Annotated in this window: 23 protein-coding genes and 1 pseudogene; 9 read left to right on the forward strand and 15 right to left on the reverse strand. The window is 66.3% G+C overall.

Going from position 1 to position 21269, the window contains the following annotated elements:
- Nucleotides 1–3: 3 nt before the first annotated feature.
- From WAQ08_RS11425 to WAQ08_RS11445, 5 genes are read right to left on the reverse strand one after another with little or no spacing between them, the layout of a single operon-like run.
- Complete coding sequence (locus WAQ08_RS11425) at nt 4–804, reverse strand: peptidylprolyl isomerase (RefSeq protein ID WP_422191700.1); 801 nt, start codon at nt 802–804, stop codon at nt 4–6.
- A gap of 58 nt (nt 805–862) precedes the next feature.
- Nucleotides 863–1153 carry a BolA family protein gene (locus WAQ08_RS11430; RefSeq protein ID WP_422191701.1) on the reverse strand — a complete coding sequence of 97 codons (291 nt, stop codon included), beginning with the start codon at nt 1151–1153 and terminating at the stop codon, nt 863–865.
- Entirely contained in the window at nt 1150–1806 is a 657-nt protein-coding gene (locus WAQ08_RS11435; RefSeq protein WP_422191702.1) for a septation protein A, read from the reverse strand. The genes WAQ08_RS11430 and WAQ08_RS11435 overlap by 4 nt, the downstream gene beginning before the upstream one ends.
- Nucleotides 1807–1840: 34 nt before the next feature.
- Complete coding sequence (gene msrB / locus WAQ08_RS11440; RefSeq protein WP_422191703.1) at nt 1841–2242, reverse strand: peptide-methionine (R)-S-oxide reductase MsrB; 402 nt, start codon at nt 2240–2242, stop codon at nt 1841–1843.
- Nucleotides 2239–3813, reverse strand: a complete 1575-nt coding sequence (locus WAQ08_RS11445) for a protein adenylyltransferase SelO (protein ID WP_422191704.1) — start codon at nt 3811–3813, stop codon at nt 2239–2241. The genes msrB and WAQ08_RS11445 overlap by 4 nt, the downstream gene beginning before the upstream one ends.
- Nucleotides 3814–4009: 196 nt before the next feature.
- Here WAQ08_RS11445 and WAQ08_RS11450 point away from each other — a divergent pair, with 196 nt between their 5' ends.
- Both WAQ08_RS11450 and WAQ08_RS11455 read left to right on the forward strand, forming a co-directional pair.
- A complete protein-coding gene (locus WAQ08_RS11450; RefSeq protein WP_422191705.1) occupies nt 4010–4852 on the forward strand; it encodes an undecaprenyl-diphosphate phosphatase in 843 nt (280 codons plus the stop codon).
- A gap of 16 nt (nt 4853–4868) precedes the next feature.
- Complete coding sequence (locus tag WAQ08_RS11455) at nt 4869–5744, forward strand: ferritin-like domain-containing protein (protein ID WP_422191706.1); 876 nt, start codon at nt 4869–4871, stop codon at nt 5742–5744.
- Between the two features lie 23 nt (nt 5745–5767).
- Here WAQ08_RS11455 and xerD read toward each other — a convergent pair whose 3' ends face one another.
- Nucleotides 5768–6634: a site-specific tyrosine recombinase XerD gene (gene xerD, locus WAQ08_RS11460; RefSeq protein WP_422191707.1), complete on the reverse strand. Its 867-nt coding sequence runs from the start codon at nt 6632–6634 to the stop codon at nt 5768–5770.
- A gap of 7 nt (nt 6635–6641) precedes the next feature.
- A complete protein-coding gene (locus tag WAQ08_RS11465; protein WP_422191708.1) occupies nt 6642–7271 on the reverse strand; it encodes a chalcone isomerase family protein in 630 nt (209 codons plus the stop codon).
- Nucleotides 7272–7447: 176 nt separating this feature from the next.
- On the opposite strand from WAQ08_RS11465, the gene WAQ08_RS11470 reads away from it, so the two are divergent.
- Nucleotides 7448–8350, forward strand: a complete 903-nt coding sequence (locus WAQ08_RS11470; protein WP_422191709.1) for an AEC family transporter — start codon at nt 7448–7450, stop codon at nt 8348–8350.
- A gap of 36 nt (nt 8351–8386) precedes the next feature.
- Here the strand turns inward: WAQ08_RS11470 and WAQ08_RS11475 are convergent, their stop codons facing one another.
- On the reverse strand, nt 8387–9646 hold the full coding sequence (locus WAQ08_RS11475) for a cystathionine gamma-synthase family protein (RefSeq protein WP_422191710.1): 1260 nt from the start codon (nt 9644–9646) through the stop codon (nt 8387–8389).
- A 159-nt stretch (nt 9647–9805) separates the two neighbouring features.
- Between WAQ08_RS11475 and WAQ08_RS11480 the strand changes: the two genes are divergently transcribed.
- The 3 genes and pseudogenes from WAQ08_RS11480 to WAQ08_RS11490 form a co-directional block, all read left to right on the forward strand.
- Nucleotides 9806–10630 (forward strand): dienelactone hydrolase family protein, encoded by an 825-nt coding sequence (locus tag WAQ08_RS11480; RefSeq protein ID WP_422191711.1) that lies wholly within the window; start codon nt 9806–9808, stop codon nt 10628–10630.
- A gap of 133 nt (nt 10631–10763) precedes the next feature.
- Entirely contained in the window at nt 10764–12053 is a 1290-nt protein-coding gene (locus WAQ08_RS11485; RefSeq protein ID WP_422191712.1) for an O-acetylhomoserine aminocarboxypropyltransferase/cysteine synthase family protein, read from the forward strand.
- Nucleotides 12046–12183 (forward strand): annotated as a pseudogene (locus tag WAQ08_RS11490) (peroxidase); the annotation flags it as partial. The gene WAQ08_RS11485 and the pseudogene WAQ08_RS11490, both read left to right, overlap by 8 nt.
- A 14-nt stretch (nt 12184–12197) precedes the next feature.
- Here the strand turns inward: WAQ08_RS11490 and WAQ08_RS11495 are convergent.
- Both WAQ08_RS11495 and WAQ08_RS11500 read right to left on the reverse strand, forming a co-directional pair.
- Entirely contained in the window at nt 12198–12575 is a 378-nt protein-coding gene (locus WAQ08_RS11495; protein WP_422191713.1) for a RidA family protein, read from the reverse strand.
- Nucleotides 12575–13216: a YbhB/YbcL family Raf kinase inhibitor-like protein gene (locus WAQ08_RS11500; RefSeq protein WP_422191714.1), complete on the reverse strand. Its 642-nt coding sequence runs from the start codon at nt 13214–13216 to the stop codon at nt 12575–12577. The genes WAQ08_RS11495 and WAQ08_RS11500 overlap by 1 nt, the downstream gene beginning before the upstream one ends.
- A gap of 166 nt (nt 13217–13382) precedes the next feature.
- On the opposite strand from WAQ08_RS11500, the gene WAQ08_RS11505 reads away from it, so the two are divergent.
- The 3 genes from WAQ08_RS11505 to WAQ08_RS11515 all read left to right on the forward strand — a co-directional run bounded on the left by WAQ08_RS11505 (nt 13383) and on the right by WAQ08_RS11515 (nt 16097).
- Nucleotides 13383–14882, forward strand: coding sequence for a galactose oxidase-like domain-containing protein (locus tag WAQ08_RS11505; protein WP_422191715.1), 1500 nt, complete (start codon nt 13383–13385; stop codon nt 14880–14882).
- 135 nt (nt 14883–15017) lie between these two features.
- Nucleotides 15018–15248, forward strand: coding sequence for a hypothetical protein (locus tag WAQ08_RS11510; RefSeq protein WP_422191716.1), 231 nt, complete (start codon nt 15018–15020; stop codon nt 15246–15248).
- A 93-nt stretch (nt 15249–15341) separates the two neighbouring features.
- Nucleotides 15342–16097 (forward strand): hypothetical protein, encoded by a 756-nt coding sequence (locus WAQ08_RS11515; protein WP_422191717.1) that lies wholly within the window; start codon nt 15342–15344, stop codon nt 16095–16097.
- Nucleotides 16098–16125: 28 nt separating this feature from the next.
- Here WAQ08_RS11515 and WAQ08_RS11520 read toward each other — a convergent pair whose 3' ends face one another.
- The 5 genes from WAQ08_RS11520 to WAQ08_RS11540 all read right to left on the reverse strand — a co-directional run bounded on the left by WAQ08_RS11520 (nt 16126) and on the right by WAQ08_RS11540 (nt 21211).
- Entirely contained in the window at nt 16126–16449 is a 324-nt protein-coding gene (locus WAQ08_RS11520; RefSeq protein WP_422191718.1) for a DUF3325 domain-containing protein, read from the reverse strand.
- Nucleotides 16442–18115 (reverse strand): PepSY-associated TM helix domain-containing protein, encoded by a 1674-nt coding sequence (locus tag WAQ08_RS11525; protein ID WP_422191719.1) that lies wholly within the window; start codon nt 18113–18115, stop codon nt 16442–16444. Before WAQ08_RS11525 ends, WAQ08_RS11520 begins: the two co-directional genes overlap by 8 nt.
- A gap of 23 nt (nt 18116–18138) precedes the next feature.
- Nucleotides 18139–18438: an iron uptake protein gene (locus tag WAQ08_RS11530; RefSeq protein ID WP_422191720.1), complete on the reverse strand. Its 300-nt coding sequence runs from the start codon at nt 18436–18438 to the stop codon at nt 18139–18141.
- 155 nt (nt 18439–18593) lie between these two features.
- A complete protein-coding gene (locus WAQ08_RS11535) occupies nt 18594–20240 on the reverse strand; it encodes an isovaleryl-CoA dehydrogenase (RefSeq protein WP_422191721.1) in 1647 nt (548 codons plus the stop codon).
- 77 nt (nt 20241–20317) lie between these two features.
- A complete protein-coding gene (locus WAQ08_RS11540) occupies nt 20318–21211 on the reverse strand; it encodes a phosphatase PAP2 family protein (protein ID WP_422191722.1) in 894 nt (297 codons plus the stop codon).
- Nucleotides 21212–21269 lie beyond the last annotated feature (58 nt).

A 21269-nucleotide genomic window follows, 5' to 3' on the forward strand; every position in this document is an offset into this window, starting at 1 on the left:
CGATTACTCGCTGAACTTGTAGTCGGTCTTGGCCTTGTCCTTCAAGTCCTCGCGGTACTTGGCGATCTTGGCCTGGGAGTCACGCTGGATGATCTGCGCCTTCACTTCGTCGAAGGACGGGAACTGCGTGGCACGCTGGTCTTCCAGCTTGATGATGTGGAAGCCGAACTGCGACTTCACGGGCGTCTGCGTGTACTGGCCCTTTTGCAGCTTGGTCATGGCGTCGGAGAACTCGGGCACGTAGTTGCCGGGGGCGGCCCAGTCCAAATCACCACCATTTTCGGCAGAGCCCGGATCCTTGGAGTTCTTCTTGGCCAGGTCTTCGAAGCTGGCGCCCTTCTTGAGCTGCTCGATCAGGGCCTTGGCCTGGTCTTCCGTCTCGACCAGGATGTGGCGGGCGCGGTATTCCTTGTCGCCGTTGGCGGCCTTGATCTTGTCGTACTCGGCGCGGGCTTCGGCCTCGGTCGAGGGGTTCTTCTTCTCGTAGTTCGAAAACAGCGTCTGGATCAGCACCGACTGGCGGGCGAACTCCATCTGCTCGCGGTATTCCTTGGTGGCGGCGATGCCTTGCTTCTCGGCTTCTTGCGCGTAGATCTCGCGCAGCACGAGCTGATCCTTGACCTTCTGCTCGACCTCGGGCGACGGCGCCTGGCCTTGCTTGGCCAACTGGGCCATCATGGCGTCCAAACGGGCCTTGGGCACGGGCTTGCCATTGACGATGGCGATGTTCTGGGCCAGCACCGCGGGCGCGGCCACAACCAGAGCGGCAGCGGCCGCAATCTTGGCGATACGGGAGGTGTTCATCAGCACAGGGCTTCCTTTGGGTCGCGACACCATGTCGCAGTGTTTGTTCTGGGGCGGCTTACAGGGCCTCGGCCTTGATCGCCAGGGCGTGAATCCCCTGGGGGATCACATTGCGCAGGGCATCATACACAAGGCGGTGACGCTGAACGTGTGTCAATCCGTTGAAGCAGCGGCCGCGCAGATGCACCGAAAAATGGCGTCCTTCGCGGGCGCCGGCATGGCCGGCGTGCAGGTGGCTGTCGTCGGTGACCTCGATGGATTCGAGCGCCAAGGCCTCACGCAGGGTGGATTCGACCAGGGCGGCCGTCACGCCACCCGAGGTTGCCCCACCCTCTGTTGCGCCGCTCACTGCGACACCCCGGCGTCCGCCTTGCTGTCCTTCTGAGCCGGCGGCATGTGGCGGGCCAGGTACACGCCTTGCGCCAGCGTGAACACCAGCATCAGGCCGATGCCGCCCCACATCTTGAAGTTCACCCAGGTACTCTCGGAGAAGTTGTAGGCCACGTACAGGTTCAGCACGCCCATGCCCACGAAGAACAGCACCCAGGCCCAACTCAGGTTGCGCCAAATGGCCTCGGGCAATTCGAGATCAGAGGCGCTCATCATCTTGCGCAGCACGTAGCGCTTCATGATGATGTCGCTGACCAGCAGGCCGCCGCCCATCGCCCAGTAGATCACCGTGGGCTTCCACATGATGAAGGTCGGGCTGTGGAAGTAGATGGTGAGCGCGCCCAGGCCCAGCACGGTGACCAGGCTGACCCACAGCATCGTGTCGATCTTCTTGCGCAGCAGCTTCATGATCACGATCTGCAGCACGGAGATGGCGGCCACGGCCACGGTGGCCAGCAGCATGGGCGCCTCCTTGGCGCCAACGACGCCCCCCGCCACCATGAAGCCCAGGTGCTGGGTCAGCCACTGGCCGGCCAGTTCCTTGTTCCCGTCGCCCCACTTGAAGACGGCGAAGAACAGGATGATGGGAAGGAAATCCAGCAGCAGTTTCATGGTGTCGGGCGTGGCACGCGGCGCGTGGAAGGAATCAGCGAGGCTTGAAGTCTATCGCGGCGGAGTTGATGCAGAAGCGCTCGCCCGTGGGCTCGGGCCCATCCGGGAAGACGTGGCCCAGGTGCGCACCGCAATCCTGGCAGCGCACTTCCACACGGATCATGCCGTGGCTGCGGTCCTCCACGCGTTCGATGATCTCACCACGGATGGGTTCGAAATAGCTGGGCCAGCCGCAGCCGGAATCGAACTTCGTGCCCGAGTCGAACAGCGGCGCGCCGCAGCAGACGCAGCGGTAGATGCCGTCGGCGTCGTGGTCCCAGTACTTGCCGGTGAAGGCATGCTCGGTAGCCGCGTGCCGCGTGACCTGGTACTGCATGGGGTCCAGTTGCTCGCGCCACTGGGCGTCGGTCTTCTTGACCTTGTAGTCGTTGCTCATGATGAACAGGAAACCTCGATGGCGTTGGCCCATTCGGGCGGGAAATCGGCATCCCGATGGTGCTCGGGCTGCTCGGTGAAGGGGTTCAGCAGCACGCGGTGCAGGCGGCGCACCTCGCTGAAGTCGCCGGCCTGCGCGGCTTGGATGGCGCCCTCGGCCAGATGGTTCCGCAGCACCACCCAGGGGTTGACGGCGTCCATGCGGGCGCGGCGGGCGGCGCGTATCTCCGGGCTGGCCTGCGCGCCATCGGTGGCCAGACGTTCGTTGTAGCGCCCCGCCCAGGCGTCGAAGGCAGCGCGGTCCAGGAACAGGTCGCGCACCGGGGCATTCTCGGGCGCATCGATTGGCAGGTCGGCGCGCCAGGCGCCCAGGCGGCGGAAGGTGATGCTGAAATCCACGCGCTGGCGGGCCATCAGCGACAGCCAGTCCTGGATCAGCGAGATGTCTTGGGATTGAGCCCCCAGCAGGCCCAGCTTGGCGCGCCAGCGGGCGGTCATCTGCTCGGCGTAGCGCGCTTCATAGGCTTTGAGCGCATCCAGGATGCGCTCCTGCCCGTCGCTGCCCTGCTCCGCCGCATCCGGCACCAGGGCAGCCAGGGCCTGGGCCAGGGCACCCACGTTCCAGAAGCCCACATCGGGCTGCTGGCGCCAGCGGTAGCGCCCGGAATGGTCCGAGTGGTTGCAGATGTGGTCCGGATCGAAGCCGTCGAGGAAGCCGTAGGGGCCGTAATCGATCGTCAGCCCCAGGATGGACATGTTGTCGGTGTTCATCACGCCATGGCAGAAGCCCACGGCCTGCCACTGCGCCATCAGGTCGGCAGTGGTGAGGGCCGCGTGGCGCAGCAAGGCGACAGCACGTTCGGCCGGCTGCTCGCTGGCGCGCGGCAGGTGAGCCAGATCCGGCAGGTGGTGATCGATGACGAAATCGACCAGTTCGGCCAGGGCCTGCACATGGCCTGGCTGCCCGCTGTGGGCGAAGTGCTCGAAATGCCCGAAGCGGATGAAGCTGGGCGCCACGCGCGTGACCACGGCAGCCGTTTCGGGCGTTTCGCGGTAGACGGGGTGCGGTGAAGCGGTCAGGCACAAGGCCCGGCTGGTGGGAATGCCCAGCGCGTGCATGGCCTCGCTGCACAAAAACTCGCGGATCGATGAACGCAGCACGGCACGGCCATCGCCCCGGCGCGAGTACGGCGTCATGCCAGCGCCCTTGAGCTGGAGCTCGCGCGGGCCCGCGGGCGTGTCGATCTCGCCCAGGAGCAAGGCGCGGCCATCACCCAACTGGCCGGCCCACACACCGAACTGGTGCCCGCTGTAGACGGTGGACATGGGGCGCATGCCCGACCACACGGCGTTGCCCGTGAACACTTCGAGCGCCTGGGGCCAGGTCTGCCACCAGTCTTCGGGCCAGCCCAACTCCCGCGCGGCACTGTCGCTGGTGTCCACCCATTGCGGATCAGGCAGGGGCTGTCCCTGCTGCTCGGTACCCAGAGGCACACGCAGATCGGAATCGGACAGGCGCTGGCTCAGCACCGCATAACGGTTGAGCCACGCATCAAGGGGGGGTAGAGACATGGGTATCCAGGGAACCAGACTGTGAAACCGGCGTCAGAGCGCGGGCAGGCGAGATCGCACCCAGCATGCTGACACAGCCCGGACCGCCCTGCGGCGCCCGAGGCCTTGCCCCCGCGTTCCGGCGGGCGGAGGTGTCAGAACCCATGGGTAAGATGCTCGCATTGCCCCATATGACGCCAGACTGGACAAATACAACGTGGATACCGTGCTGTTGATCAAGGCCGCCCTGATGGGCATCGTGGAGGGCCTGACCGAATTCCTTCCCATCTCGAGCACAGGGCACCTGATCCTGGCCGGCACCCTGATGGGCTTCGGCCAGGATGCCGGTGCCGACAAGGCCAAGGTCTTCGACATCGCGATCCAGACCGGCGCCATCTTCGCGGTTGTGCTGGTGTACTGGCAGCGGCTGGTGGACACGGCCCGCGGCATCGGCAGCGAGCCACGCGCGCAGCGCTTCGCGCTCAACGTGGCCGTGGGCTTCCTGCCGGCGGTGGTGATGGGCCTGCTGCTGGGCAAGGCCATCAAGGAGAACCTGTTCACGCCGCAGGTGGTGGCCACCACCTTCATCATCGGCGGCTTCATCATCCTGTGGGCCGAACGCCGCCCCGCTGCGCGTGCCACCCCCCGCGTGGCCACGGTGGACGACATGAGCGCGCGCGATGCGCTGATGGTCGGCCTGCTGCAGTGCCTGGCCCTGGTGCCGGGCACCAGCCGCTCCGGCGCCAGCATCATCGGCGGCATGGTGTGGGGCCTGTCACGCAAGGCGGCAACTGATTTCAGCTTCTTCCTGGGCATTCCCACCCTGATGGGCGCGGGCGCCTACAGCCTGTACAAAGAAAGGCACCTGCTGTCGATGGCCGATCTGCCGCTGTTCCTGGTGGGCCTGATCTTCGCATTCCTGTCGGCCTGGGTGTGTGTACGCTGGCTGCTGCGCTATGTGTCCAGTCATGATTTTGTGCCCTTCGCCTGGTACCGCATCGTGTTCGGTGTGATCGTGCTGGCCACCTGGCACTTCGGGCTGGTGAACTGGTCGGAGTGAGCGCGACAATGGCGGGATGACCGCCCCATGGAATGACCGCTTGAGCCCTGGCGATACGGCTGCACCCGCCTTGTCACTGCGGCAGCAGGCGCTCGACGCGCTGCTGCAGCCCGAGCCTGCCGTCAAGGCTGATGCCGCACGAGCGCTGCAGGCCCAGGCGCTGGCCTACCCATCCTGGGCGGTCGAAGGCGGCGGCGAAGGATGCCTGCCGCTCAGCGCATCGCAGCGGGCTGCCCTGCCCGGCCGTCCGTTGAAGCCATCCCTCGTGCCCGCCAAGGACGTGCCCACGCGCTCACCCTTCACGCTTGAAGGCCGCGCAGCCTTGCTGCACGCGATCTGCCACATCGAGTTCAATGCCATCAACCTGGCACTGGATGCCGTGTGGCGCTTCGATGACATGCCGGCCGACTTCTACACGGACTGGCTGAAAGTGGCGGCCGAGGAGGCCCTGCACTTCACCCTGTTGCGTGAACACCTGCAAGGCCTTGGGCATGACTACGGTGATTTCGATGCGCACAACGGCCTGTGGGCCATGTGCGAACGCACCGCCCACGACATCCTGGCGCGCATGGCGCTGGTGCCCCGCACCCTGGAGGCGCGCGGGCTAGATGCCACACCACCCATCCAGGCCAAGCTGCGCAAGGCCGGCGATGAGGCTGCGGTCGGCATCCTGAACATCATCCTGCGCGACGAGGTCGGCCACGTGGCCATCGGCAACCGGTGGTTCCACCATCTGTGTCGGCAGCGCGGGCTGGATCCGGTGCTTGTCTACCCTGAACTGGTGACCCGCTATGAGGCGCCACGACTCAAGCCCCCTTACAACATGGAGGCCCGGCTGAAAGCCGGTTTCACCGACGCCGAAATGCGTTTTCTTCTTGGCGAAGACCACTGACGGAACGTGGCCCGCCAGATGGCTCAGCCACCGCGTGGGTGGTGCGCCTGATGCAATTGCTTGAGCCGTTCACGCGCCACGTGCGTGTAGATCTGCGTGGTGGAAATGTCCGCATGGCCCAGCAGCATCTGCACCACGCGCAGGTCCGCCCCATGATTGAGCAAATGGGTCGCGAAAGCATGGCGCAGCGTGTGCGGTGACAGGTGCTGCGTGATGCCGGCCACGATGCTGTACTTGCGGATCAGCTTCCAGAACATCTGGCGTGTCATGGAACCACCGCGTGCGGTCACGAACAGCGCATCGCTGACCTGTCCGCCAAGGATGGCGGCGCGCGCCTCTTCGGCATAGCGCTGAAGCCAGTCGCCGGCCTCCTGGCCAAACGGCACCAGGCGCTCTTTACTGCCTTTGCCGGTCACGCGCACCACGCCATCGTTCAGCGACACATGCACGGCCTTGAGATCAACCAGTTCGCTCACACGCAGGCCGCTGGCGTACATCAGCTCCAGCATCGCGCGGTCACGCAGGCCCAGGGGCTCGTCCACGGCGGGCGCCTTCAACAAGCCATCCACCTGGGATTCCGTCAGCGTGGCCGGTGTGCGCAGGCGCTGGCGCGGCGGATCGAGCTTGAGCGTCGGGTCGGTCGAGGCCAGATGCTCGCGCAGGGCCCAGCGGTAGAAGCGCCGGAACACGCTCAGGCGCCGGCCAGCCGAGCTGGGCTTGGAGCCCGCATGCCGGGCCGTCACATAGCCCATCAGATCAGGTTCACGCGCCTGCACCAGGGTGCGCCCGTCAGCATGCCGCACCATCCAGTCAGCCAGGGCCTGCAGATCACGTCGATAGGCGGCCAGCGTGTTGGCGCTCAGGCCGTCTTCCAGCCAGAGTGCATCCATGAAACGGTCAAGGTGCGGATCGACCACGCAGCATGCCTTCCTTGAGCCGTTGGTCCACCGGCCTGTCGCCAATGAAGATTTTCAGGATGGCGCGGAAGAAGTCCTCACCTTCCACGGGTGCCCCCACCGGCTTGCCGTTGCGCAGCAACTGGGCGCCCACGCCGGGCACGAAATCCAGGTCCAGCGCATCGCCCTGTTTCAAGGTGCCCAGCCCATCGACCAGGCCCACGAACAGGGCCATGCGCTCGCTCAGTTGCGATTGCACTGCGGGCGATTCATTGCGCCGCACGCCCTTGGAGATGGCCTTGGAGAGCTCCTTGCTGGGCGCCTCCAGCATCAGCTTCAGGCGCAGGCGCTTGGGGCCCTGCATGGCCATCAGTTGCCCCGGATCACGGGACGGCGCGGCCACATACAGACCGGCCACGAAGGCCTTGATCCAGGCCACGCCACGCAGCCCCAGCCCGTTGAGTTGCAGGGTGCGGTCGCCCACGACCACGGTGTCCTCGAAATGCTGCCCTTCCAGGCGGGCAGCCTGCGCTTGACCAGCACCAGGCGCCTCGCAGACACCCACCATGCCGGACACCAGCGCCATCAACGCCGCCACACACCAGGGCCTGCCGGCGGTCAGCCCCCTCATCACGATCCGCGTCGTGTTCCACACAAGGCATCACCTTTCAAAATCGGACAAACGCCCACGCGGCCGGTATTCGCCTCGGCCGCAGCGCGATTTTCCAACGGTTGGGGCAACTTCGCCACCAACAAGCCAGGGTTTGCCCGCAGCAAGCGCCTCAGGGGCGGTTAGGCTTGCGCCCCATGCTGGACCCGATTCTGTTGCTGCCCGATTTCATCCTGATCATGACGGGCTTCATCCTGTGCCGCTATACGGCCTTCAAGCGCCCCATCTGGGATGCGGTGGAGCGCCTGGTGTACTGGATGCTGTTCCCGACCTTGCTGTTCTCGTCGATCGTGCGCAGCCCGCTGCACCCGGCCGATGCGGCCTCGCTGGCCGGTGGTGGGCTGATCATCTGCCTGGCCGGCATTGCGATGGCCACGGCCTTGCGCGCCTGGCCCGGCGTGAACCCCCTCCTGCACGCCAGTGGCGCCCAGGTGGCTTTTCGCTTCAACAGCTACATCGCCCTGGCGCTGGCCGAGCGCCTGGCGGGGACGCCCGGCGTGGCCTGGACAGCGGTGCTGATTGCCCTGTGCGTGCCGCTGTGCAATGTGGGCGCGGTGTGGTCGCTGGCGCGCCATGGCGGCCACAGCCTGTGGAGGGAGTTGATCAGCAACCCGCTGATCATCGGCACCGTGGCGGGCCTGACCGTGAAGCTGATCGGCCTGCCACTGCCCTGGTGGTTCCAGGAAAGCGTGCACCGCATCGGGCAGGCCGCGCTGCCACTGGGCCTGCTGGCCGTGGGCGCCGGACTGCGCCTGACCGGGCTGACCGCAGCGCCCGGCCTGGCCACCGCCCTGCTGGTGATCCGCCATGCGGCATTGCCAGTACTGGCCTTGCCCTTAGGACACTGGCTGGGCCTGTCCCTGCCCGAGCACACGCTGCTGGTGGCCTTTGCCGCCTTGCCCACGGCCTCCAGCGGCTATGTGCTGGCGGTGCGCATGGGCGGCAACGGGCCCTTCGTGGCCGGGCTGATCACCGTGTCCACCTTGCTGGGCATGGCCAGCGTGCCGCTGTGGGTGGCGGCGCTGGGCTGGTTCCGCTGAGACTGCGCCTGCGGCCGCGCAACCTTCTGCCCAGCGTCAGATCGTGGCCAGCGCCTGCGCCAGATCGGCCTGCAGATCGGCCACATCCTCGATGCCGACGGACAGGCGGATCAGGCCATCGGCGATGCCCATGGCGGCGCGACGCTCTGCCCCCGCCTCCCAGAAGATGGTCTGCGCCACGGGGATGGCCAGAGTGCGGTTGTCAGCCAGATGGCTGGACAGGATCACCAGCCGCAGCGCGTCCAGGAAGGTGAACACATCGGCACCAGGCCGCAGTTCGAAGCTCATCAAAGGGCCATAGCCCCCCGTGAACAGGCCGGCTGCGCGCTCATGCTGCGCGTGGGTCGGCAGACCGGGGTAGTAGACCTGCGCCACCTGCGGCTGGCTGGAGAGCCACTGCGCCAGCGCCAGCGCATTGGCACTGGCCTGCTTCACGCGCAGGGTCATGGTCTCGGCACCGATGGCGATGCGGTGGGCATCCTCCGCACGCAGGGTGAAACCCATGTCGCGCAGGCCCTTCTTGCGGATCTGCTGCAGCCCCCAGTTGGCCGGATCGCCCTTGCGGTAGGGCTCCGCAATGTTGGGGTAGCGTGACCAGTCGAACAGCCCCGTGTCGGTGACCGAGCCGCCCAGCGCATGACCATGCCCGCCGATGCCCTTGCTGAGCGAATGCACCACCAGCGAAGCGCCCACTTCACGCGCGCGCAGCAGCACTGGCGTGGTCATGGTGCTGTCGACCACATAGACCAGGCCCTTTTGCGCACACAGCTCACCGATGCCGGCCAGATCCGCCACCTGGGTGCGCGGGTTGGCGATGGTCTCCACGAACACCATGCGCGTTTCGGGCCGCAGTGCGGCCTCCACCGCCGAAGCCTGTGTGGCATCGACGAAGCTGACCGATACCCCCAGCCCCTGCAGTGTCTGCAGCAGGCTGCTGGTGTTGCCGAACAGGAACTGGCTGCTGACGATGTGGTCGCCCGCGCGCAGCAGTGTCAGCAAGGTGGCCGAAATGGTCGACATGCCCGTGGTGAAGCAGGCCGTGCCCTTGCCACCTTCCAGCGCAGTCAGGCGTGCTTCGAGCGCCCCCGTGGTGGGGTTGCCCTGGCGGGCGTAGACAAAGCCCGGCTGCGCGCCCTGGAACACAGCCACCAGATCCCGCGCGTTCTTGAACGCGAAGGTCGCTGAAGGGTGCAGCGGCTTGTGCACGGAGGCGTGTTCATTGCCGGCGCGGCGCTCGGCGTGGAGCCAGGTGCTCAGGCTCGATTCAGCGTGATCGGGATCGTGGGGGCTGCTCATGGTGTGACGGTGCGAATGTTCTCAAGGGCTCAAGGCCGTGGCCTGATAGGCCAAATGGGCCAGACAGGCCAGGTCCCTGCCCTGGCCACTCGGTCTTTGTCATTGCACCACAATGCCCTGCGCTGCCCAAGCCTTCACCCCGAACATCCACGCGCCGACATGTCCCAGCCCAGCAAGCCCTCGCCCTCCGGCCACTATGCGCAAGCCGCAGCACCTGGCCCCCTTGAGCCCATCCATACCTCTGCCGACGGCTTGCTCGCCGGGCTGATCGAGATCCCGGCACCAGGTGGCGTGATGCCCGCCTACCGCGCCGCACCCGCCACGCCGGGGCCCCACCCGCTGGTCATCGTCGTACAGGAGATCTTCGGCGTGCATGAACACATCGCAGACGTGGTGCGCCGCTTTGCGCAACTGGGCTACCTGGCCATTGCGCCCGCGCTGTACTTCCGCCTGGGCGACCCCACCCAAGCCGGCAGCATCGATGAACTGATGCAGAACTTCGTCTACAAGACGCCGGACACCCAGGTGCTGGCAGACCTGGACGCCACCCTGGCCTGGGCGGACGAGCACCATCCGGCCGGCAACACGCGCCCCATCGGCATCACCGGATTCTGCTGGGGCGGGCGCATCACCTGGCTGTACACCGCCCACCAGCCTCGCGTGCAGGCCGGTGTCGCCTGGTATGGCCGCCTGGAGGGCAAGACGTCCGACATCACCCCGCGCCAGCCCGCCGACGTGGCCGCCGAACTCAAGGCCCCGGTGCTGGGCCTGTACGGTGGCCAGGACACCGGCATCCCGCTGGACACGGTCGAGCGCATGCAGGCCGCACTGGCCAGCGCCGGCCAGGGCTCGGAGATCCACGTCTACCCCGACGCGCCTCATGCCTTCTTCGCGGATTACCGCCCCAGCTACCGCCCTGCCGAGGCACGTGACGGCTGGGAGAGGCTGCTGGCGTGGCTCCACCGGCACGGCGTGAAGCCCTGACGTTGCCCGCCCTGATCCGCATCAACTTATGCGGTTTCCGCATTGAAACCTGAGGTTTCTGCGCTTTTGCGAACAACGCATCCCCTCTAAGCTGGGCGCCCAACCCGCTACACCCAACGAAGAGAGGCGCTCCATGAGCAAACCCGACTGGAAGTTCGAAACCCTGTCCGTGCACGCCGGCTATTCGCCGGAACCCACCACGCGCGCCGTGGCCGTGCCCATCTACCAGACGGCGGCCTACGCCTTCGACAGCGCGCAGCATGGCGCCGACCTCTTCGACCTCAAGGTGCCGGGCAACATCTACACCCGCATCATGAACCCCACACAGGACGTGCTGGAGCAGCGCATCGCCGCGCTCGAAGGCGGCGTGGGCGCACTGGCCCTGGCCTCGGGCCAGGCTGCCGTCACCTACTCGATCCTGACGATTGCCGAGGCGGGCGACAACATCGTGTCGTCCACCGCGCTCTACGGCGGCACCTACAACCTGTTCGCGCACACGCTGCCGCAGTTCGGCATCACCACGCGCTTCGCCGACCACCGCAACCCCGACAGCTTCGAGCCGCTGATCGACGAGCACACCAAGGCCATATTCGTCGAATCGCTGGGCAACCCCTCGGGCAACATCACCGACATCGCCAAGATCGCCGAGATCGCCCACCGCAACGGCATCCCGCTGATCGTGGACAACACCGTGCCTTCGCCCTACCTGAGCCGGCCGATCGAGCACGGCGCAGACATCGTCGTGCACTCGCTGACCAAGTACCTCGGCGGCCACGGCACCAGCATCGGCGGGGCCATCGTCGATTCGGGCAAGTTCCCGTGGGCGCAGCACAAGCAGCGCTTCAAGCGCCTCAACGAGCCCGACGTCAGCTACCACGGCGTGGTCTACACCGAAGCCCTGGGCCCGGCCGCCTACATCGGGCGCGCCCGCGTCGTCCCGCTGCGCAACACCGGCGCGGCCATCTCGCCCTTCAACGCTTTCCTGATCCTGCAGGGCGTGGAGACGCTGGCCCTGCGCATGGACCGCATCAGCGACAACACGCTCAAGATCGCACAGACGCTCAAGCAGCATCCCAAGGTGAAGTGGGTCAACTACGCCGGCCTGGAGGATCACCCGGAGAACCCGCTGGTGCGCAAGTACCTGTCGGGCAAGGCCTCGGGCATCCTGACCTTCGGCGTTCCGGGTGGCCGCGAGGGCGGCGCGCGCTTCCTGGACGCGCTGCAGCTCTTCACCCGCCTGGTCAACATCGGCGACGTGCGCTCGCTGGCCACGCACCCGGCCTCGACCACGCACCGCCAGCTCTCGCCGGAAGAGCTGGCCAAAACGGGTGTGACGGAAGACACCGTGCGCCTGTCGGTGGGCATCGAGCACATCGACGACCTGCTGGCCGATCTGGACCAGGCCCTGGCGCAAGCCGCCTGACTGGAAGGATGGCGATGACGTGGTGATCGTGCCTTCGCTGCAGGATCCGGAAGTGATCAAGCAGAAGTTCCCGAAGGGCTACACGGCCGTGACGCCCTACCTGCGCTTGACGCCCCAGCCCAATCGCTGAGGCGGCAGGAACGATCAGGCCCCAGCCTGACGCGCAACCACCACCACCTCGATGCGCCAGCGCGGGTCGGCCAGGGCCGCCTGCACCGTCGCACGCGGTGGTGTGTGGCCCGGCGCCACCCAGGCATCCCACACCGCGTTCATGCGGCCGATCTCGCTGATGTCCTTCAGGTAGATCTGCACGCTCAACAAGTGCTGCTTGCTGCTGCCGGCTTCACCCAGCAGCCGATCGATGTGGCCCAGCACCTCGCCGGTCTGGCCTTCGATGTCGGCGTCGGGCTCGTTCTCGGGCACCTGGCCGGCCAGGTAGACCGTGCCACCGGCAATGGCTGCCTCGCTCAGGCGCTTGCCCACGTGCAGGCGCTGCACCCCATGCTCGATACCACCGCTCATCACCCCTGCCCCTTCAGACGCGGGTTGAGCGCGTAGGTGCCGGTGATCTGATCGCTGGCCAGCACGTGGCCTTCCAGCGCCGCGCGCACGGCCGCGCCGGTGATCACACCGCCCACGTCCAGGCGCTCCACGTCCAGCGCATACACCGTGAACACATAGCGGTGCACGATGCTGTCGTTCCACGGGGGGCACGGGCCGTCATAGCCGTAGTAGTCGCCCTCCATGTCGTGGTCACCCGCGAACCAGCCGGTGTAGTCGTTGATGCCATGGCGCCAGGGCTTGCCACCGGGTGCCTGTGGGCCGGCCTTGCCCTTGGGTGTCACGTTGTGCGAATGGCTGCCCACGGCGATCTCGCGTGTGTCGCCCGGCAGGTCGATCACCACCCAATGGAAGAAGTCCACCCGCGGCAGGCTGGAGGGCACTTCGCGCCCTTCCTGGTTCACGTCATCGCCCTTGCTGGGCACATCGGGGTCGTGCGCGATCACGGCGAAGGACTTCGTGCCCTCGGGCACCTCCGCCCACGCCAGGTGCGGGTTGCGGTTGGACGACAGGCTCACGTGCGATTTCGGATCGATCACGGCAAAGGCGAACTCGCCCGGGATCACGCCGCCATCGGCAAAACTCTGGCTCGACAGTTTCATCGGTGGTCTCCAAATACATGGGGTTCAGCTCATGCCTGAACCCAAACAAACGCGGCGCGGGTGCATCTCGTGAAGCCCCCGCGATCAAGGGTTGACCCCAAAGTATCCCCCCTCTAGGCTGCTCGCGCACGGATACACAAGAAACAAACACATACAGGGGGATTCAGTGAGCCTGCATACCAACACACGCTCGGCCGTCATCGGCCTGGGCCTGGCGTCAGCCATGGCGCTGTCCACGCTCTCCAGCGCGCAAGCCGCGCCCTGGGATGCCTACACCAAAGGTTCGATGGGGCCGGTGGTGAACTGGCCGCTCATCCCCATCCATGTGGTGCTGCTGCCCGATGGCCGCCTGCTCAGCTACGGCACCGATGCCAAGGGCAACCAGACCGGCCAGTTCATCTACGACGTCTGGGATCCCAAACTCGGCACGGGCAGCAACGCTCACCTGGTGCTGCCCAACACCACCGGCACCGACACCTTCTGCAGCGCCCAGGTCATCGTGCCGTCCAGTGGCGCGGTGCTGCTCACCGGCGGCGACAAAACGGTCAACGGCGTGCGCAACTACTCCGTCAACGACGTCAACCTGTTCGACTACCGCAGCTCGGCCCTGTACCAGGCACCGCAGCCCATGCGTGACCTGCGCTGGTACCCCACCGTGCTCACCCTGTCCAGCGGTCAGATCCTGGTACTGGGCGGCCGCGCCTCCATCAACGAGCTGTCGGTGCCCACGCCCGAGCTCTACACCGAAGGCCAGGGCTGGCGCAGCCTGGAAGGCGCCACCAGCGACGATGCCTACGGCAGCCGCAACTGGAGCTACCCGCTGGCCTGGCAGGCGCCCAACAGCCGTGTCTTCGTGACCACCATCTGGGGCGGCACCTACTACATGGATCCCACGGGCAATGGGTCAATCACCAAGGCCCCGCTCAACCTGCCTGCGGGCGATTACTACCTGCCCAGCGTGATGTTCGCGCCCGGCAAGATCCTGACCCTGCGCAAGTACAACAGCGCCCAGGTGATCGACCTCAACGGCAGCCAGCCCACCGCCAAGGCCACCGCCGGCGTCGGCCAGGACCGTTTCCATGCCTCGGCCACCGTGTTGCCCGATGGCAAGGTCTACGTCAACGGCGGCTCGATCTGGTCGAACGTGGCCTTCGGCGTGGCCTACGCCGGCAAGATCTGGGATCCGGCCACCGGCAAGTGGACGCCCACCGCCACCGCCAAGCGCATGCGCCTATACCACTCGGTGTCGCTGCTGCTGCCCGATGCCACCGTACTCACGGCCGGCGGCGGCGCGCCCGGCCCGGTCACCAACCTCAACGCCGAGATCTACACCCCGCCCTACCTCTACAAGAAGGACGGGAGCGGCACGCTGGCCCCACGCCCGTCCATCACGGATGCGCCCACCGCCATGACCTGGAAGCAGAACTTCAAAGTCGAGGTGAGTGCCGCCAACGTCAGCCGCGTCACGCTGGTCAAGACCGGCTCGGCCACCCACACGGTGGATTTCGACCAGCGCTTCCTGCCTTTGAGCTTCAGCACCAGCGGCAAGACCCTAACCGTAACCGCCCCCGCCACGCCCGAAACCGCCCCACCGGGCTACTACATGCTGTTCGTGTTCGACAGCGCGGGCGTGCCTTCGGTGGCGCGCATCCTGCGCCTGGGGTGAGCGCTGCTTGCATTTTTCGCCCGATTCCCACGGGGTGAAATCGATTTCTCACTTTTTTAACAACGCTTCAGAACCTCTTAATGTCTGACGCTGCGGGCCTCCTACGATGGGAGCCATCGGAAGGAAGCCCAAGCAATGCAGTACACCGTCTACATCGATGACGACACCAGCCGCGATCTGAGCGCGGCCGCATTGAAGCTGGGCGCCAACCGCAATGCCATCATCCTGCAGGCTCTGCAGGAGTGGCTGGCCGCGCAACGGGCGGCCGAAGCCCTGAACCAGGAAGCTGCGCGTACCGGCAGCTCGCCAGGCGATGTCCGCCAAGGTCAGGACACCTTGCCTGAAAGCGCTGCCACGCACTGCTGAGTACGCGCCCGGCCGCAGGCTGCTATGTCGGGCCACCATCTCGGCCCGTTATGCTCAGGCTTTGCCTTGATCCGGGCTTGATGCCCGCCGCCCATGAGCCGACTCCAAGCCCAGTGGCAACGTCTCTACGAGCCAGCCGCCCCTCACGGCCCCACCCCGCCCAGCGTACGCACGATGGTGCTGGAGTTGTCACGCCCAGCCGACTGGCCCGCTGTGGCCCGGCTGTGGCAAGCGGTGCAGGAGGACATGGGCCTGCCCGCCCCCGGCATTGCCATCAACGGGCTGGACGGCTACCAACTGTGGTTCTCCCTGACAACTCCGATCACCACGCCCCAGGCCGTGGCCTTCCTCGAAGTGCTGCACACGCGTTACTGGGCAGAGATCCCGCCCGAGCGGATCGGCATCATGCCCGCGCTCACGGGGCACGGAGGGCAAGGCCTCAAGCCCTTGAGGCAACTCGGAGCGATCCCGCCTTTCGCGGCCAGGGAGGGCCAGTGGGCCGCCTTCGTCGCGCGAGACCTGGCCCCAGTGTTCGCGAACACGCCGTGGCTGGACATCCCGCCCAACCCCGACGGTCAGGCCGACTTGCTCAATGCCCTGCGCAGCGGTGATGCCGACATGATTCCGCCGCTGCCGGCGCAGCGCCCGATGCCGGCCAGCCAGCCGCCAGAAGGACCAGCCCCGAGCGCGGCAGAGCCATCATCAAGCTCACCAGCAGGCCACAAGGACACCCAGGATCCCCGCGAGTTCCTGCTGCGGGTGATGAACGATCCGAGCGTCGATCTGGCCTTGCGCATCGAAGCAGCCAAGGCCCTGTTGCCTCACGGCAGCACGTCTCCCGGCGCTTGATCCACCCGCCCCTGTAGACGTCAGTGGGTCAGGCGGGCAGCCAGCGCAACCAGTGCGCCCGCCACGTGAGCGTCAAGGTGATCAGCAAGGCGGCCGCAGCCACCAGCATCACCCACACCAGTACGGCCATCGAGGCGTGGTCCACCTTCAGGCACAGGCCCAGCGAAGCCAGCAAGGCCACACTGCCCAGCAGGCGCAGGCGCCAGCGCACCGCCTCGGACGGTGCAGGGGCAGTGGCTCCTCGCACCTGCTCCCAATGCGCTTCCAGCAGCAGCGCCAGCCATCCCATGCCGGCCACCGTGACCACAAAGGCCGCCAGCAGCAACACACCAGCCATCGATCCCTCAGACATGGGCAGCCTCCACCGTGGTGACAGGCACCGTGCGGCTCTGCCCGCGATTTAAGCGGCGCGCAGCCAGCAGGGCCAGCAGCCCACTGACCAGCATGAACAGGTCCACCCCGGCCACAGGCCAGTAACCTGCACCCAGCGTCTTGAACAGGTGATCGCCCGTGGTCAGCCAGTTCAGCACCACGGCCAGCACCGCCATGCCCGCCACTGCCAGGCACTGCTCACGCCAGGCCGGGTTGAGCAGTCCCTTGGCCACCGGCGCACTGCGCACGAAGGCGTGCACCATCGCCAGGGCCCAGCAGGCCCAGAACACATAGCGCTCCAGATCCCCTTTGCCCGGCCAGCCTGAAGGCAACGTTTCCGGCAGCAGGCGGTTAGCGATCAGGATGCCCAAGGTGGCGATCAGCATGCCAGTGACGGTGGTCACGGCCATCGCATCCACCACGCGGCTGCCCTGGCTGCCTTGCCTGGCGTGCTGCTTCTTGCGCTTTTCGACGAAAAAGATGAAACCGGTGGCAATGCACACGCAGCCCATCAGCCCGCCGAATACGTACAACCAGCGCAGCAGCCAGTGACGAAAGTGCTGCAGGTGCAGGCCCGTGAGGAAGGTGTTGATGCTGTCGACCGTGGTGCGCGGCGGATCCTCACGGAGCAGCTCTCCGGTGCTGGCCTTGAAGTGGATGCCCTCACCCACCAGGGCGATGCGATCGGTGCCAGCACGGTAGATGCTGACGTAGCCGTTGGCATCGTTCACGTGCCGCAGCGCCAGGAAGCCCACTTCACCGGCCATGCCCTTGGCCGCCCAGCGGCGCTGGGCTTCGGCCACCATCGCATCGACCGAGGCGATGGGCGCGGCCACACCAGCGCGATCATGTGGCAGGCCGGTCTCCTGGGCCTCGACCTTTTCATGCAGTTCGTGCAGCGGCTCCAGCTGGGTGTGGGTGATCGGGAAATAGATGCCCGCGAAGATCACCAAGCCCGTGAAGGCAAAGAAGAAGTGGAAGGGCAATGCCAGCACACCCGTGAGGTTGTGCAGGTCGAGCACACTGCGCTGCGTGGCCTTCTTGGGGCGGAAGGTGAAGAGTTCGCGGAAGATCTTGCGGTGCATGGCCACGCCGCTGACCAGCGCCGCCAGCATGATCAGCGCGGCAAAACCCACGATCCAGTAGCCCAGGTCCTTCCAGTGCAAGGTCAGGCTGTAGTGCAGCGGGTAGAAGAACTGGTTGCCGATCTTCAGCTGGTCATCGGGCAGCGATGCGCCGCTGCGCGGGTCGATGGTGCGGTTGGCCCAGATGTTCGTCTCGGGCAGCTTGGCATTGGGCACCTCGTAGCCTGCGAACAGGCCCAGCACAGGATCCCGGTGCGTGGTGTAGGCGCCCCAGGTGCTGGGCGTGTCGAAGCGCTCCGGCATGGGGCCGTTGACCTGATCGCGCATCGCCTTGATGCTGTCGGCCGACGGCTGCATGCCTTCGAAGACCGGCTTGAGCATCTTGTCGAACGAGGGCATGGGTTGCGGCTCGAAGCGCGTGGCCGGGTTGGCCCAACGGTCGATCTCGCGGTCGAACACCGACAGCGCGCCGAAGAAGAAGGCAACCATCAGCACGAAGCCCAGCACCAGGCCGAACCAGGTGTGCAGCCAGGCCATGCTCAGGCGGAAATTGGCAAACATGGGTATCTCCTGATCCTGATGGCTTACAACAAGGCCCGCTGGACGAGCGATGCGCCACCGGCCATGAGCAGGCCGCCACCGGCCAGCACCACCCAGATGCGCCACAGGCTGCGTGCCGAGAAGGCCCACAGGAACAGTGCCAGGAACACCAGGAAACCGATGATGGCGCTCAGGTGCTCCGCGTCATGGAACTCCATGCCGGCCGCGAACAGCAGCGTGATGCCCAGGGCCATGAAGCCCCAGGTGAAGGCATAGCTGCCCAGGATGGCAGCGCAGATGCGCGAAAACAGATGCCAGCGGTAGGCTGCAGCCGTGGAACTCATGGGGAGGTCAGTTCAGGGAAACGGGAAGGAGGCAGTGCCTGCGTGTTCAGCGTGCGACCGCACGCCCTGCATGGCACTGGGAATCATTCTCATTATCCCAGAAGACCGGCGCAGACGGAAAGCCCCGGGTCAAGCCCCCAGGGCCCGATGGCGCATCACCCCTGCGGCCTCGCGCGCTCAATCAGGGTATCCAGCGGAGTACCGGCGGGCAGCGTGCCGTAGGCCAGCCCGGGCTCGTCGCCCAGACGGGCCAGGCAGAACGCCTCGGCCACCCTGCTCTGCCCCGCGCTGAACAGCGCGCACGCCTGCAGCGCCAGCGCCGCGCGCTCGACCACCAGACGGCTGCGGAGTTCGAGCGTGCCCAGATCATCAAAGGACGACAGCAGCCATTGGGCCTGCCTGTCCAGCCAGGGGCTCTGACCACGGCAGGCCGCGAGTTCGGCGAACAGCGCGTCGCGCACCTCCGGATCCTTCTGCAGCGCCCGCAGCACATCCAGGCACTGCACATTGCCGCTGCCCTCCCAGATGGAGTTGAGCGGGGCCTGACGGTACAGGCGCGGCAGGATGTTCTCTTCCACGTAGCCGATGCCGCCCAGGCATTCCTGCGCTTCGTTGATGAAGGCTGGGGCACGCTTGCAGATCCAGTATTTGCCGATGGCGGTGGCGATGCGGGCAAAGGCTGCTTCACGGGCATCACGCGGTGCGGCATCGACCGCCCGCGCCACGCGCATGGTCAGCGCCACCGAAGCCTCGCTTTCCAGTGCCAGATCGGCCAGCACGTTGCGCATCAGCGGCTGGTCCAGCAGCAAGCGCCCGAAGGCCTTGCGCTGGCTGGTGTGGTGCATGGCCTGCACCAGCGCCTGGCGCATCTGCGAGCTGGAGCCCACCATGCAATCAAGCCGTGTCAGTTTGACCATCTCGATGATCGTCGGCACCCCCCGCCCTTCCGCCCCCACCAGGTAGGCCGTGGCGCCCTGGAACTCCACCTCGGACGAGGCATTGCTCCAGTCGCCCAGCTTATCCTTCAGGCGCTGGATGCGCACGGCGTTGAGGGAGCCGTCCGGCAGCACACGCGGCATCAGGAAGCAGCTCAAGCCCGCCTCGGCCTGCGCCAGCACCAGATGCGCATCGCACATGGGCGCGGAGAAGAAGAATTTGTGGCCGACGATCTCGTAGCTGCCATCAGCCTGGCGCAGTGCGCGCGACTCGTTGCTGCGCACATCGGAGCCGCCCTGCTTTTCCGTCATGCCCATGCCCATGGTGCAGGCCGTCTTCTGGGCTGCCGGCAGCGTGCGCGGGTCGTAAGCTGTGGCCGTCAGCAACGGGATCCATTCGCGGGCCAGCTCGGGCGAATGGCGCAGCGAGGGAATCGCCGCGTGCGTCATCGTCAGCGGGCAGCCCGTGCCGGCATCCGGCTGGCTGTTGAGGTACATCAGCGCGGCCCGCACCACGTGCGCGCCAGGGCGCTCCTCATAGCGCCACGAGAAGCTGTGCACCTCGGCCTGCATGGCCTGGCGCATCAGCTCATGGTACGAGGGGTGGAAATCCACCTCGTCGACACGGCGCCCGTGGCGGTCGAAACCGCGGAACTGCGGCAGATAGCGGTTGGCCAGTTCGCCGTGCTCCACCAGTTCACCACCGGCCAAGGCGCCGTGGCGAGACAGCTGATCCTGCGCCCAATCCCCGCCATTGAAGGCCACTGCATCACGCAAGGGCTGGTCGCTCAGCCAAAGGTTGAGGCTGAGCAGGGGCTGCGGCTGATTCTTCACCTCATGGGTGACGAAATGGGATTTGAGCGACATGGCGAACCTGAGCGACAAGGAATGTAGGCGAATGCCCGAAAATTACACTCGTAAAATAGTTTAGTCAATTAAAGTAATTAATCAGTCATGGCTCGTTCACCTTGCGCGCCCTGCCGCTTGCGTCGCCGGCCCCACCAGCGCGCCAGCTCGATACTGATTACGCTTGCGCCCAGCCAGGCCAGCCCCAAGGCCAGGCCGGCCAGTACATCGCTGGCGAAATGCACGCGCAAGAACATGCGGCTGGCGCCGATCGTGCAGGCCAGTGCCAGCATCAGCAGCGCTACAGGCCCATGCCAGCGTGCCGGCAGCAGACGCAGCGCCAGATAGGCCAACATGCCGTAGACCACCACGGAGCCCGAACTGTGGCCGCTGGGGAAACTGAAACCATCGGCCTGGACCAGGCCATCGTCATGGATGGGCCGCACGCGGGCGAACACGTGCTTGAGCGTGGTGTTGAGCAAACCACCGCCGGCCACCGTCATCACCCAGGCCACCGCAAGCCCGATGCGCCCGCGCCAGCACAGCAGCAAGGCCACCAGCACGCACAGGCCGACGAGCGTGACCGTGTCACCCAGGCGTGTGAGCGCCGCGAAGACCTGCAAGGCCTCCAGCGGCACGCTTCGGCTCAAGGCATCGGTGAAGGCCTGGTCCGCCAGCCCCATCCGCCTGCCCGTGCCCAGCTTGTCCGCGATCTCTGCGAAAACCGCCGCGCCACCAACGATGACACCGAACGCCGCGACCAAGCGCAGGGCAAACGCCAGCCAGGGGTTGGACAGCAGGGGGCGCCGCGATGCGGCCCAGCGCGATGCCATGCGCCACACGCCCCACGACAAGGCCACCAGCCCGATCAGCGACACAAGGAACAGCACCAATGCGTGCTGGCCCGTCCAATCGGCCGCGCGCAAAAGCAGGTCGCCATCGTGGGGAAGGCTTTGCGGGGCCATGAGCGCGGACATGGGCACTGGGGGCATGGGCTGCACAGGGCGCGCCAAGATCGGCGGCACAAACAAAAATGCTTGATCTTCGGGG

This window comes from Aquabacterium sp. (assembly GCF_049274795.1).
Taxonomy (GTDB): Bacteria; Pseudomonadota; Gammaproteobacteria; order Burkholderiales; family Burkholderiaceae_C; genus Aquabacterium.

Coding starts and splice junctions, on each gene's coding strand:
- WAQ08_RS11425 (WP_422191700.1), bottom strand. CDS start 804: ATGAACACCTCCCGTATCGCCAAGATTGCGGCCGCTGCCGCTCTGGTT.
- WAQ08_RS11435 (WP_422191702.1), bottom strand. CDS start 1,806: ATGAAACTGCTGCTGGATTTCCTTCCCATCATCCTGTTCTTCGCCGTC.
- msrB (WP_422191703.1), bottom strand. CDS start 2,242: ATGAGCAACGACTACAAGGTCAAGAAGACCGACGCCCAGTGGCGCGAG.
- WAQ08_RS11445 (WP_422191704.1), bottom strand. CDS start 3,813: ATGTCTCTACCCCCCCTTGATGCGTGGCTCAACCGTTATGCGGTGCTG.
- WAQ08_RS11455 (WP_422191706.1), top strand. CDS start 4,869: ATGACCGCCCCATGGAATGACCGCTTGAGCCCTGGCGATACGGCTGCA.
- xerD (WP_422191707.1), bottom strand. CDS start 6,634: ATGGATGCACTCTGGCTGGAAGACGGCCTGAGCGCCAACACGCTGGCC.
- WAQ08_RS11465 (WP_422191708.1), bottom strand. CDS start 7,271: ATGAGGGGGCTGACCGCCGGCAGGCCCTGGTGTGTGGCGGCGTTGATG.
- WAQ08_RS11470 (WP_422191709.1), top strand. CDS start 7,448: ATGCTGGACCCGATTCTGTTGCTGCCCGATTTCATCCTGATCATGACG.
- WAQ08_RS11475 (WP_422191710.1), bottom strand. CDS start 9,646: ATGAGCAGCCCCCACGATCCCGATCACGCTGAATCGAGCCTGAGCACC.
- WAQ08_RS11480 (WP_422191711.1), top strand. CDS start 9,806: ATGTCCCAGCCCAGCAAGCCCTCGCCCTCCGGCCACTATGCGCAAGCC.
- WAQ08_RS11485 (WP_422191712.1), top strand. CDS start 10,764: ATGAGCAAACCCGACTGGAAGTTCGAAACCCTGTCCGTGCACGCCGGC.
- WAQ08_RS11495 (WP_422191713.1), bottom strand. CDS start 12,575: ATGAGCGGTGGTATCGAGCATGGGGTGCAGCGCCTGCACGTGGGCAAG.
- WAQ08_RS11500 (WP_422191714.1), bottom strand. CDS start 13,216: ATGAAACTGTCGAGCCAGAGTTTTGCCGATGGCGGCGTGATCCCGGGC.
- WAQ08_RS11510 (WP_422191716.1), top strand. CDS start 15,018: ATGCAGTACACCGTCTACATCGATGACGACACCAGCCGCGATCTGAGC.
- WAQ08_RS11515 (WP_422191717.1), top strand. CDS start 15,342: ATGAGCCGACTCCAAGCCCAGTGGCAACGTCTCTACGAGCCAGCCGCC.
- WAQ08_RS11520 (WP_422191718.1), bottom strand. CDS start 16,449: ATGTCTGAGGGATCGATGGCTGGTGTGTTGCTGCTGGCGGCCTTTGTG.
- WAQ08_RS11525 (WP_422191719.1), bottom strand. CDS start 18,115: ATGTTTGCCAATTTCCGCCTGAGCATGGCCTGGCTGCACACCTGGTTC.
- WAQ08_RS11530 (WP_422191720.1), bottom strand. CDS start 18,438: ATGAGTTCCACGGCTGCAGCCTACCGCTGGCATCTGTTTTCGCGCATC.
- WAQ08_RS11535 (WP_422191721.1), bottom strand. CDS start 20,240: ATGTCGCTCAAATCCCATTTCGTCACCCATGAGGTGAAGAATCAGCCG.
- WAQ08_RS11540 (WP_422191722.1), bottom strand. CDS start 21,211: ATGCCCCCAGTGCCCATGTCCGCGCTCATGGCCCCGCAAAGCCTTCCC.